The 13,381-nt window shown below is 44.4% G+C and carries 10 protein-coding genes; all 10 read left to right on the forward strand.

The window, feature by feature from the left end:
- The first annotated feature begins 5 nt into the window (after positions 1-5).
- Positions 6-1,355 (forward strand): HlyD family secretion protein, encoded by a 1,350-nt coding sequence (locus D0S24_RS04875; protein WP_117018743.1) that lies wholly within the window; start codon positions 6-8, stop codon positions 1,353-1,355.
- Positions 1,352-2,758: a TolC family protein gene (locus tag D0S24_RS04880; protein WP_117018744.1), complete on the forward strand. Its 1,407-nt coding sequence runs from the start codon at positions 1,352-1,354 to the stop codon at positions 2,756-2,758. Before D0S24_RS04875 ends, D0S24_RS04880 begins: the two co-directional genes overlap by 4 nt.
- 402 nt (positions 2,759-3,160) lie before the next feature.
- Positions 3,161-3,979 (forward strand): alpha/beta hydrolase, encoded by an 819-nt coding sequence (locus tag D0S24_RS04885; RefSeq protein WP_117018745.1) that lies wholly within the window; start codon positions 3,161-3,163, stop codon positions 3,977-3,979.
- A gap of 108 nt (positions 3,980-4,087) precedes the next feature.
- The gene (locus tag D0S24_RS04890; RefSeq protein WP_117018746.1) at positions 4,088-5,227 is read left to right on the forward strand and encodes a glycerate kinase; all 1,140 of its coding nucleotides are present in this window, start codon (positions 4,088-4,090) and stop codon (positions 5,225-5,227) included.
- A 68-nt stretch (positions 5,228-5,295) separates the two neighbouring features.
- Positions 5,296-6,156 carry a phosphoenolpyruvate hydrolase family protein gene (locus tag D0S24_RS04895; protein WP_117018747.1) on the forward strand — a complete coding sequence of 287 codons (861 nt, stop codon included), beginning with the start codon at positions 5,296-5,298 and terminating at the stop codon, positions 6,154-6,156.
- Between the two features lie 7 nt (positions 6,157-6,163).
- Positions 6,164-6,574: a cupin domain-containing protein gene (locus D0S24_RS04900; RefSeq protein WP_117018748.1), complete on the forward strand. Its 411-nt coding sequence runs from the start codon at positions 6,164-6,166 to the stop codon at positions 6,572-6,574.
- Between the two features lie 132 nt (positions 6,575-6,706).
- A complete protein-coding gene (locus D0S24_RS04905; protein WP_251795748.1) occupies positions 6,707-9,352 on the forward strand; it encodes a PVC-type heme-binding CxxCH protein in 2,646 nt (881 codons plus the stop codon).
- Positions 9,353-9,539: 187 nt separating this feature from the next.
- On the forward strand, positions 9,540-11,030 hold the full coding sequence (locus tag D0S24_RS04910) for a potassium/proton antiporter (protein ID WP_117018750.1): 1,491 nt from the start codon (positions 9,540-9,542) through the stop codon (positions 11,028-11,030).
- A gap of 323 nt (positions 11,031-11,353) precedes the next feature.
- A complete protein-coding gene (locus D0S24_RS04915; RefSeq protein ID WP_117018751.1) occupies positions 11,354-11,953 on the forward strand; it encodes an RNA polymerase sigma factor in 600 nt (199 codons plus the stop codon).
- A gap of 210 nt (positions 11,954-12,163) precedes the next feature.
- Positions 12,164-13,357, forward strand: coding sequence for a FecR family protein (locus tag D0S24_RS04920; protein WP_117018752.1), 1,194 nt, complete (start codon positions 12,164-12,166; stop codon positions 13,355-13,357).
- The last annotated feature ends 24 nt before the right edge of the window (positions 13,358-13,381 follow it).

Below are 13,381 nucleotides of genomic sequence, written 5' to 3' on the forward strand. Positions count from 1 at the left end.
ACCCTATGCTGAATATTTCCCAAAATAAATTGAATGAAAAAGTAGATCTCTCAGGATTTAATTCCTTTAAAAGAGTTCTTCACGTTAGGCATTATAAACATTTTAATCGGTTTTTATTGGCATCTGCGATTTTTGTAGGTATCGTACTTTTTTTACCATGGACACAGAATGTCAGGGGCAATGGATTTTTAACTACGCTGCACTTGGATCAAAGACCTCAGACTATACAGTCGCCCATACCCGGTAGAATTGAAAAATGGTTTGTAAAGGAAGGCGACTTTGTGGAAAAAGGGGATACCATATTATACATTTCGGAAATTAAGAATGAATACTTCGATCCAAATTTAGTATCCAGGACCGGACAACAAATTACCGCCAAGACAAAGGCTGTTTCCTCTTACGAAGGAAAGGTTAAGGCCTTAAACTCCCAAATTAAGGCACTGGATAAGGAACGGATCTTTAAATTAACACAAGCCAAGAACAAATTGATGCAGGCCGGATTAAAGGTTCAGAGCGATAGTATAGATTTGGAAGCGGCAAAAACCAATCTTAATATTGCCAAAATACAATATGAACGTATTGAACAGTTGGCGAAGGAGGGATTAAAGGCTATCACCGATGTTGAGGAAAAGAAACTTAAATTACAGGAATCCCAGGCCAAATTAATTTCTCAGAAAAATAAACTGCTTACTGCGAGAAATGAAATAATCAATGCCGAAGTGGAAATCAACAGAATTGAAGCGGAATATACGGATAAGATCTCCAAAGCCCAGAGCGATATGTTTACGGCACAGTCGGATCAATATGATTCCGAAGCCCAGGTTTCAAAATTGGAAAATGAGTATACCAATTACGAAATGCGCAGTAATCTCTATTATGTAAGAGCTGTGCAAAGTGGTTATATAAACAAGGCTATACAAGGGGGGTTGGGGGAGACCATCAAGGAAGGCGATCGTTTGGTAGGGATTATGCCGGGCAAATATGATATGGCCGTAGAAACTTATGTTGCTCCCTTGGATCTACCCTTGATCCATGTAGGTGAAAAATTTAGGATACAGTTTGATGGCTGGCCGGCTATAGTTTTTAGTGGTTGGCCCAATGTTTCCTATGGTACCTATGGAGGAACCGTAGTGGCCATAGAGACCTTTATCAGTGAAAATGGTAAATACCGTGTTTTATTGGCACCCGACCCAAGTGATCATCCTTGGCCAAAGGATATTCGTGTAGGATCTGGCGCCAATACCATTGCCCTGCTAGAGGATGTCCCAATTTGGTATGAATTATGGAGACAGTTGAATGGCTTTCCGCCCAATTATTACCAACCTATTAATGCTACATCAAAAGAAGTAAAATGATAAACAAACTGTTCTTGTTTTTATTTTTATTTACAACACCATTTACTCGGGCCCAGCAGTTGGACACGGTGGTACTTAATTTTAAGGAATATTTGGGGTATATAAAAAAGTATCATCCCATTGCAAAACAAGCGGAACTTAAAATTGGGGAGGCTCAGGCCAATTTAATGAAATCAAGGGGTGGATTTGATCCTAAAATAGAAGTAGACTACCACCTTAAGGAATTTAAAGGAACCGAGTATTACCAAAGATTCAATGCTACTTTTAAAGTTCCAACCTGGTATGGGATAGAATTTAAGGCCAATTTTGAACAAAATGATGGGGCCTATTTAAATCCATCGGAAAATTTACCCGAGGACGGATTATATAGTGCCGGTGTTTCCTTTTCGCTTGGGCAGGGACTATGGATAAATGATAGAATGGCAACCCTTAAAAGTGCAAAAATTTTTAGGGAACAGAATAGAGCGGAAAGGGATATTTTGGTGAACGAGGTTTTGTACAATGCTTCCTTGGCATATTTTGATTGGTTGCAATCCTTTAGGGAAAAGGATATTTATGAAAGATTTTTAGCGAATGCCAAGGAACGCTACAAGGGAGTACGGCAGAATGCCATAGCAGGGGTTGTTCCTTCTATCGATACCCTTGAAGCCAAGATCATTGTACAGGACCGGGCCCTGAATTTGGAACAGGCCAAGATAATTTTGTCCAACAAGTCCTTGCTGCTCGCTACTTTTTTATGGACCAACAACAATATTCCAATAGAGTTACAACCCAATGTAATTCCTGATATTCACATGGAAAGGGATATTGATGTAACCCTAGAAATTTTAGGAAAACCCTTGGACAGTATTGTCATTGAAGATCACCCAAAACTTAAAGCATTGAATTATAAAATAGAAAGTTTAAAAATAGACAGACGTTTAAAAAGCAACAAATTGTTGCCTACAATTGATTTGGAATACAATTTCTTAACGGAAAATCCGGATTATTTCAATTCATTTGGCAATCAACAATACAAAGGTGGAGTTAACTTTCAATTGCCCTTGTTTATGCGAAAAGAACGCGGCAATCTTAGGTTAACGGACTTTAAATTACAGGATGCCCAATTGGAAGCTACCAATACTAGTGTGCGGATAAAAAACAATATACTGGCCATCTACATGGAACTGGATTCCTTTTACCGGCAACAGGATCTTATAGAAAACATGGTACAGGACTACCGCTTATTGTTTTTTGCGGAAGAAAGAAAGTTTAGTTTTGGGGAAAGTTCATTGTTTCTCATTAATTCTAGGGAAAGTAAACTCCTGGAAGCGGAATTGAAAAAAAACATAATTCAAAATAAATTCAGTATTACCAAGGCTAAGCTATTTAAAAGTTTGGCCATTAATCCTGTGGATTTGTAGCCACCTAACAATTAGTTGGACCATTATATTAAATTCTTGCCTAATATTACCATATGGGTTCAATGGCAAATCGTTGCATGATTGAACAAAATGTGTCATTTGAATATTTAGGTGGTTTTTAGTTCACTTATTGAATAGAATAAAGGAACTATTGACACAAAAAGGAAAGATATTTTCATTGAAAATGGTCTATTTCGTATAGACTTTGCTTTTGATACTATTGAATGGATTTAGAAGTTTGAATGAATAAAAATTTTTGACCTCTTAAACTGAATTCAAATTTATTCAAAAGCAATGGAGAATTATGGAGAGTAGAATATTTTTTTTTAGTCCGTTTTTACGATATTAGTCGAATATTCAAGATACTATAATCAATACAATGATACAATCTTTATAAAAGCCATGAAAAAGCTGGTCATATACATTTTTTTGGTAGTGTTGCCGTTGTATGTCAATGGCCAGTCCTTTCATTACAGGACCTTGGAGAATATATATTACTACGATTCCCAAACGGCAGATGGGACCCTATATATGAAAGAAAAAAATCTCTTGGACATCTATTATCCGGAAGCGGATCGCAAAGTCCCGGTGGTCATTTGGTTTCACGGAGGAGGATTGACTGCCGGTCAGAAGGAAATTCCAGCGGCTTTGAAGGATAACGGTTTTTGTGTGGTCGGGGTAGGCTATAGGCTATCTCCAAAGGTAAAGGGTGCCACCTGCATTGCCGATGCCGCTGCTGCCATTGCTTGGGTATATAAGAATATTGATCGTTATAATGGCGATCCCGATCAGCTATTTGTCTCGGGACATTCTGCTGGTGGATATTTGGCATTAATGGCCGTAATGGACAAAAGCTGGCTAGCGAAATATAATTTGGATTCCGATCTTATAGCAGGCCTGGTGCCCTTTAGTGGCCATACCATTACCCATTTTACCATAAGACAGGAACAAGACATACCTGGGGAACAACCTATTATCGATAAGCTGGCACCCCTATATCATGTTAGAAAAAATGCCCCGCCCACCTTATTGATTACCGGGGATAGGGAAAAGGAAATGTTGGGCCGCTATGAGGAGAATGCCTATTTCTATAGAATGATGAAAGTTTCAGGCCATCAGGACATTAGCTTGTACGAAATGGATGGTTATGGACATAATATGACCGGACCGGCCTTTCCCTTATTGATCGATTTTATAAAATCCAAAACGAATATTGACTAGAATGACTTTAAGTTTTAAGAAATGGATATCATTTTTCACTTTCCAATATCTTGTAAACCGTCCCCTGGTATCTATTAAAAAAAATAAACTGGAGCCAATCCACATACAATGAAAATAGTAATAGCCCCTGACTCTTTTAAGGAATGTTTATCGGCACGGGAAGTTTCCCGCAGCATTGCCATCGGAATACGAAAGATGGCACCGATGGCGGAAATCATCGAAATTCCGATATCGGATGGCGGGGAAGGAGTTCTGGATACCCTTTTGGGCGGGTCTGGGGGCAAAAGGATTACGGTTTCCGTTATGGACCCCCTTATGCGGCCCATAATGTCCGAATATGGTATTTTAGAGGATAAAAAAACGGCCGTTATCGAGATGGCCAGAGCCTCTGGACTGGAACTGCTAAAAGAATCCGAAAAGGATCCTTTAATAACAACAAGCTTTGGTACAGGACAGTTGATCAAGGATGCCTTGAATAAAGGCTGTAATAAGATTATTATCGGTATAGGAGGAAGCGCCACCAATGATGGGGGAGCCGGAATGGCCAGGGCACTGGGAGCCAAATTTCTGGACAAAAGGGGCGAAGAAATCCCTGAGGGAGGTGGCAGTTTAGATCGATTGAACACCATAGATCTGACTTTTTTTGACAAGAGAATTCATAATTGCGAGCTAATCGTTGCCTGCGATGTATCCAATCCCCTTACCGGTGCAAATGGTGCCTCTATGGTTTACGGAGGACAAAAAGGGGGAAGTAAGGGAGACTTGAAAATTTTGGACAACAACCTTGCCCATTATGCCAATTGCATCGAGTCTCTATTGGGAATCGATATCGACCAGGTACCTGGATCCGGAGCGGCCGGAGGTAGCGGTGCGGGATTAATGGCTTTTTTAAAGGGAAAATTGGTAAATGGGATCGAATTAATCCTGCAGACCCTTAAAATTGAAGAACATATAAAAGGGGCCCACCTGGTATTTACCGGCGAAGGAAAAATAGATGAACAGACCCTACACGGCAAAACTATTTCAGGGATTGCCGCCATGGCAAAAAAACATGAAGTGCCGGTAATCGTGATTACTGGAAAAATAGGGGAGGGAATTGAGGAAATATATAAAATGGGCGTTCATGCCGTATTTTCCATAGTAAACCAACCTATGGAGTTACAGGAGGCTATGGATAAAGCTCCTGAGTTGATTCAGGACTGTGCCAAAAATATTATGTCCACCATTATGTGCTTTGACAAGGGTTAGATAAGCGGAATAAAAGGAAAGTAAAAAAAGTTGAACAAAAACGATTAAATCAAAAAATAATAGGAATTATGCCAAATCGATGGACAGGTAAGGGGAACCCTTACACAAAACAAGAAGTTAGGGACAGGCTGCAGGCAGTGGTGGACCAAAAAAAGGCCATTATAGCTGCCGGCGCGGGCACGGGCATCAGCGCGAAATTCATAGAGAAGGGGGGCGCGGACCTGATCATCATCTACAATTCGGGGAGGTTCCGGATGTCGGGCCACGGCTCCACGGCGGGGATGATGGCCTATGGGGACGCCAACGCGGTGGCCATGGAGATCGGGGAGTTCGAGGTGCTGCCCGTAGTGGAGGAAATTCCCGTAATATGCGGGGTGCACGGGAGCGACCCGAGAAGAAGGATGTGGCACTTTCTGGGAAAGGTGAAGGACATGGGCTTCTCGGGGGTCAATAATTTCCCGACACATTCCATTATCGACGGGCATTTCAGAAGGGTGCTGGAGGAAACGGGAATGAGCTTCCAAAAGGAGGTGGACATGGTGGAACTGGCCACCAAAATGGACCTGTTCTCCATCGTATATGTAGGAAAACCGGAGGAGGCCGTACAGATGGCGGGTGTGGGGGCCGATGCCGTCATCGCCCATGTGGGGACCACGGTGGGGGGATCCATAGGGGTCACCAGCGCCACCGCCAGTATGGACGATGCCCTGGAGCGCACGCAGAAGATCGTGGATGCCGTGAAGAGGGCGAACCCCGATACCTTCCTTCTTGCCCACGGGGGGCCGATCAACACCCCGGCGGACGTGAAGTACGTACTGGAGCACTGCAAGGGACTGCACGGCTTTGTGGGGGCGTCCTCTTTGGAGCGGATGGGAGTGGAACGGTCGTTGACCGATCTGACCAGGGAATTCAAGGCCCTGACCCTATAGTCCGCCTATGGAAAAGAATTGGAAATTCGTCAGGGAAAAAGACCAGGTGTTCGAAACGGCCTTCGGGCGGGACCATTACTGGCACTACCGCCCGGATACCATGGAAGGGGCCGGTTCCTATATGGTAAGGGTGGCGGTGCCCGAGGGCGGGGGCCACAACTTCCACGTGCACCCGGAAATGCACGAGATCCTCTATGTGCTCAGGGGCACTGCCGAACAGTGGATAGAGGACGAGATGCAGCTGTTGGGCCCGGGCGACTCCGTTTATATAGGCGCGGGTGTGGCCCACGGCACCTTTAACGCCGGGGAGGGGGAACTGGAATTTTTGGCCATCCTGTCCCCGCCGGAAGGGTGGGGAGCGGGTACTGTAGATGTAAGTGAAAACGAACCCTATTCGGGATACCGGCCACGGATCTGATGGCAAAAAAAATAAAACGGAAGCGCCCCGGCCTGGCCGGGGCAATCCATAACATAAAAACCGAAAACGAAATTGAAACCATTAAAAATGAAGAATACCACCGCTTACCTTTCAGTCCTATTATGCGCAACGATGGCACTGTCCGGTTGTTCCGGGGAAAAGGCGCCGCCGCCGCCCCTGACCTATACGGGAGTGGACCCCAGGGTCCAGGATCCGTTGAGCCCCGAGGACAGCCAAAGGCACATCCAGCTCCCGGAGGGCTTCAGGGCGGAGCTATACGCCGCCGAGCCCGATATCATCAACCCCATCGCCTTCACCTGGGACGAGAGGGGCAGGCTGTGGGTAGTGCAGTCCAAGGACTATCCCCACGGACTGGCCAACGATGTGGGCGGCGATAGGATCACCATCTGCGAGGACACCGATGGGGACGGCAGGGCCGATAAGTTCACCGATTTTGCCACGGACCAGAACCTGACCACGGGGATCGTCCTGGCAAAGGGCGGCGCCATTGTGGCCCAGGCCCCGAATATGGTCTTTCTGGAGGATACCGACGGGGACGACAGGATGGACGGAAGGACCGTCCTGTTCGATGGCTTCGGGACCTTTGACACCCATGCCGGTCCTTCCAACCTGCGCTACGGGGTGGACAACATGATCTGGGGCTCGGTGGGCTATTCGGGCTTCGGGAACCGGTTCGGGGGGGGACCGGTAGAGTTCAAGATGGGCGTCTACAGGTTTTCCAGGGACGGCTCCTATTTTGAGCCCGTGGGCCAGTTCAACAACAATACCTGGGGCCTCGGCTTCAACGAGAACTTCGAAGTGTTCGGGTCCACGGCCAACAACAACCACTGCTGTTATGTGGGGATCCCATTAAAACATTACGGTTATCTGGACAAACTGCCTTCCTGGGCGGTCAATGCCGATTTTATCCAGGGGCACTACGAAATAAGTCCCGTGGATACCGTTCCATTGCAGCAGGTGGACGTAAGGGGCGGCTATACCGCGGCCTCCGGGGCCAATTTCTATACGGCGGGGAACTATCCGGAGGAATACCGGAACCAGATGTACGTGAGCGAGCCTACGGGCCACCTGGTGCACATTGCGAAGATCGTCAGGGACGGGGCGGGCTACAAGGAGGTGGACGGCGGCAATATCTTTGCCAGTACCGATGCCTGGACGGCCCCCGTATTCGCGGAGACCGGTCCGGACGGGAACCTGTGGGTGGCGGACTGGTACAACCCGGTGATCCAGCACAACCCGGACAAGCGGGGGATGGACAACCAGATCTGGAACGCGGACAAGGGCGAGGGCAACGCCCATATAAACAAGCTGCGCGACTATGGCCACGGCAGGATATACGTCATCGTCCATGAGGACGGCGACGGCCCGGACATTACTTCCCTGGACCCCGAAGACGACGGGGCGCTATTGGAGGCGCTGCAGAGCGACAATATGTTCTGGCGGACCACGGCGCAACGGTTGATAGTGGAGAACAGGAAGGTGTCCCTGGTCCCGGACCTCATAGAACTGGCCGGGAACAATGATAACATTGGCGAGAGCGGCCCCAATGCCGGGGCCCTGCACGCCCTGTGGACCTTAAAGGGACTGGGGGCCCTTAACGGTAGCAATGCCGCTGCAAGCGGGGTGGTGGAAAAAGCACTGGCCAATGGTTCCTATGCCGTAAAAAGGGCCGCACTGGCCCTGTTGCCGGCCACTGTGGAAAGCAGTGAAATCCTGGCCTCGTCCGGCCTTGTAAGCAGTCCGGACCTACAGGTCAGGCTGGCGGCACTGCTCCGGGCGGGGGAACTGCCGGAATCGAACGCCCTGTACACGGAGATAGAAAAAATTGCCCGGGACGGTTCCAGTATTTCCGATAAATGGATCAATGCCGCCATTAAAATTTATTTCAGGGAATCCAACTCCGAGGCGGTGGACCCTGCCTCGGTGGAAATGGTCGTCCCCTCGGCCGGGGAAAAGAAATCCATATGGAAGTATACTACCAACAAGCCGGCGGACAACTGGACGAAGTCGGGCTTCGACGATTCGTCATGGAAAGAGGGGGCGGCCAAGTTCGGGGGCGACGGCATCAATGGCGCCAACACCCCATGGGGCAGTCCCGATATCTGGATGCGCAAGGAAGTGTCCATTACGGACGAAATTATCGAACCGGTGCTGAAGATCGCCCATGACGACGACTATGAAGTTTACGTCAACGGACAGCTCCTGATCGCGGAAGCGGGCTCCACCGAGGACTATAAGTACATAAAGCTGGATAGTGAAAAGGGACAATTGTTCAAAAAGGGAAAGAACCTTATCGCGGTGCACTGTACCAATACCGGGGGGGACCAGTTCATCGATCTGGGCATAGGCAAGGTCGGGAAGATCAGGGCCGATGTCACCTTTGTGCTCAATACCGTGGATCAGGAAATGGCCTTCGATAAAAGGACGCTCCATGCCACCGCCGGACAGACCGTGGAGATCGTCCTGAACAATAGGGACCAGATGTCCCATAATCTCGTGGTGGTCCAGCCCGGCAGCCTGGAGACCTTCGGGGCCATGGTGGACGGGTTCCTGAAAAATCCGGAAGCCGAGAAAATGGGCTATGTACCCAAATCGAGGTACGTACTGGGCGCTACCGATATGTTGGCACCGGGCGTTACGGGGTCCGTAATTTTTAAACTTCCGGACACCCCGGGCACCTACCCCTTTGTGTGCACCTTTCCCGGGCACTGGCGCATGATGCAAGGGGTCATTGTGGTAACGGCCCCCGGGGCATGACGAAAGGGGGCACGGCCTAAAGACCTACAAAACCATATTGAGGAACAGTGCGGACTGGGTTGCCAAGAAATAGAACTCATTTTTTTAGCCAATTGAGAAAAGTTTAAATCACTTCAATATTAGATTTTATATACAATCTTAAAAAAGAACCCTTATTTTTACGCAAAACCTTATTTAGTTCCGTATAATGGATTTAACCATAGAAAATATAGTTTTAGTCGGTTCAATACTACTTTTTATAAGTATCATTGTTGGTAAGACTTCCTATAAATTTGGGGTGCCGACCCTATTGCTCTTTTTGGCCATAGGGATGTTGGCCGGTTCCGAAGGCATTGGAGGAATCCAATTCAACGACCCTAAAATAGCCCAATTCATCGGTATCGTATCCCTTAATTTTATTTTGTTCTCGGGAGGGCTAGATACCAACTGGGGCACAGTTAAGCCCATTATTAGGGAAGGGCTGGTTTTGTCTACCTTGGGCGTATTATTGACCGCCGTTTCACTTGGCGCCTTTGTTTGGTTGATTACCGACTTCACGGTTTACGAAAGTATGCTGCTGGGTTCCATTGTATCCTCTACGGACGCGGCTGCCGTCTTTTCCATTTTACGATCCAAAAGTTTGGCCTTAAAAACCAATCTAAGACCTACCTTGGAATTGGAAAGCGGTAGTAACGATCCTATGGCCTATGTCCTTACCCTTGCTTTTTTGACCCTGGTTATCCACCAGGACCAAAGCATATATTCCATTATACCTTTATTTTTGCAACAAATGATTTTGGGCGGAGCGGCAGGTTTCGGTTTTGGAAAACTGAGCAAATATATAATCAACAACATTAAACTCGACTTTGAAGGTCTCTATCCCGTATTGGTCATTGCGCTAATGTTCATTACATTTTCTGCAACCGACTTTGTTGGTGGCAATGGATTTCTAGCCATTTATATATGTGCCGTATACCTTGGCAATCAAGATTTAATACACAAGAAGACCATTCTAAAAATGTTCGATGGCTTGGCTTGGTTAATGCAGATCGTACTTTTCCTAACCTTGGGACTGTTGGTTTTTCCTTCCCAAATTGTTCCGTATATAGGGATAGGCCTACTTATTTCCTTATTTCTCATTATTGTGGCCAGACCAATAAGTGTATTTCTTAGTTTGATTTTTTTCAAAATGCGGATGAAAAGGAGATTTTACATTTCATGGGTCGGTTTGCGGGGAGCAGTTCCCATCGTATTTGCCACTTACCCTCTTTTGGCGGGAATTGACAAGGCCAATATGATTTTCAATATTGTTTTTTTTATCTCGGTAACCTCTATACTGATTCAAGGAACTACCCTCTCTCTAGTGGCTAATTGGTTAGGTGTGGCCATTCCTGAAAAGGCAAAAAAGTTATCGCCAACAGATTTGCTGTTTTCTGAAGATCCCAAGACCATAATGAGAGAGATTCCAATAGGTTCGGAATCCTTTGCCACCGATAAAAAAATAGTGGAACTGGGCTTTCCTAAGAATGCGATAATTGCAATGATCAAAAGAGGCAATAAATATATTACCCCTAGTGGTTCAACAAAAATTGAAATTGATGACACCTTGATAGTCCTCGCGGATAGATTGGAAATAATAGACGAAGTCTATAAAACGCTTAAGATAGAAAAAGAAGATCAAAAAATATCTCCAATATAATCGTAACCACAATTGTTCCTGCCATCCCGTAACTTCTCCTTTTTTTGGCAATTTTTTTTAATATAGGTCAATTTAATTTGTATATTAACTCCTGATAAATATTCAGAACCCATATTGTGCATCCATTTCAACTCAAATTTTGAAAGTTTTTACTTGGCTGTGTTATGAAATTGTATGGTCAATATAAAATATTCGTTATCAATGGTCAGCCCATTAAAACTGGACATGATATGTATTAGATTTACCTAGGGAAATAGAATTTTCCAAAAGGGTACTATTAAAAATAATTTTCTGGCAGTTGGATATTAATAATACTGAAGCTCATGCTTTGCAAAGAAAATATATCTGAAAAATTATTGGTCATTGAACTTTCCAAAGGCAATGAGAAAGCGTTTAAAAGCCTATATGATAAGTACAGGCCAGATATATATGCATATAGTTATAGTTTGCTAAAATCATCGGCCAATGCCAAGGAAATAGTTCAGGAGGTGTTTTTAAAGGTTTGGCTCAACAGGAATACGCTTAATCCTGATCTGTCCTTTAAGTCCTTTGTTTTTACTATTGCTAGAAATCTTTCCTTCAATTTTTTAAAAAAGGCGGCCTGCGATAAAAAGCTTAGGGATGAAATTTTCATTAAACCAAAGGATTCCTACAACCCTGTTGAAAATCAAATTTTGGAGGCCGAATACGAACAAATGCGTAGAATGGCCATTGACAGGCTATCCCCAAAAAGAAAACTAATTTTTACCATGTCCCGCGAGGAGGATAAAAGCTATGAAGAAATTAGCTCGGAACTTCATATATCCTTAAGTACCGTTAAAAATCATATGAGCAAGTCCTTGGATTCTTTAAGGACCTATTTGGAAATCAATGGTAATTTTACCTTGTTGTTTATTTTTTTTATTGGCCTCGGTTGGAGTTAAAACCCCGTCTTAACAAAGTGGGGCAGACCGGCAAAGGCCGGTATGTGTTTTTAGCAAGCTATCGGTATGGAGAAACCTGCGCCGCTTGGACCCATATTTACTTCGGGAATAATAAGTTTCAAGATTTTTTTATTAAAAAAAGGAAAGTGACTAGTACTTTTCTTTTTGTGGATTGTATACTATGTATTAGATACCCTTGTTGACCTATACATGATCCATAATAAAGAAATAAAAGCTTTACTTCAAAAATTTGCACTGAACCAATGCAATGCGGAAGAATTGGATAGATTGATCCTCTATTTCAAAAATGCCGAAGATCCATCGGATATGCCGGATTTGGAGAAACTGACAACCCAATTGGAGTTGTTGGAAAAAATGGATAACGAATCTTCGGACAAGATATTCCAGCAAATTATAGCCATCGGCAACGATCAAAAAAAATCTATTGGTAATTCCTCTTCTAAGATAAAACCGGTTTTACGATATACAGCTGTAATAGCAATGGTAATGGGACTTGCCACGCTTTTTTATTTTTTTAATTCCCAATACGTTCCCAATAAGAGTGTAGTTGTTGATTCGCCAAACCAAAATAGGGAAGCTTCGGAAGTGGTGACATTACAACTTCAGAATGGAGAAATTGAGGTCATTGCAGAAGATGGAACCTCTGAGGTAATGAATAATAATGGTGATATTGTAGGTAGACAAAAAGGAAATCAGCTTTCATATACGGCAAAAAAGCCTTCCGATGAATTGATCTACAATACCCTGAAGGTACCATTTGGCAAGAATTTTGAGCTTGTGCTATCCGATGGCTCCAAAGTACATTTAAATGCCGGAACCTCTTTGAGATATCCAGTACAGTTTATCCCCGGCAAGGATCGTCAAGTATTTTTAACAGGGGAAGCATTTTTTGATGTCGCCGAAGACCAAAATAATCCCTTTATCATTAATTCCGGGGATTTAAACATTAGGGTCTTGGGAACCAAATTCAATGTTTCGGCCTATGAAGAGGACGAGTTGACCGAAGTGGTTTTGGTTGAGGGTTCTGTTGGACTTTACAACAAAAATGAGGAATTTCAAAAAGACGGTTTTTTATTGGCTCCTGGAAATAAAGGAAGCTTTGACAAAGATAGGAATACTTTGGATTCAGAAAAGGTAATTACCTCGTTATACACTTCATGGATAAGTGGAGAATTGGTTTTTAGAAATATGACCTTTGAGAATATCCTAAAGAAAATGGAACGTCACTACAATGTTTCCATAATAAACAATAACCTGGACATAAATCAGGAAAAGTTCAATGCAAGTTTTAGGAATGCGCCCATTGAAAAGGTCATGGAATATTTTAGGTCCATCTATAATCTGGATTTCGCCATAAATGGAAAAGAAATAACAATTCATTAAACTTAATAATCAATGCCTATGATA

The sequence above is a fragment of the Arenibacter sp. P308M17 genome, assembly GCF_003426735.1.
GTDB lineage: Bacteria > Bacteroidota > Bacteroidia > Flavobacteriales > Flavobacteriaceae > Arenibacter.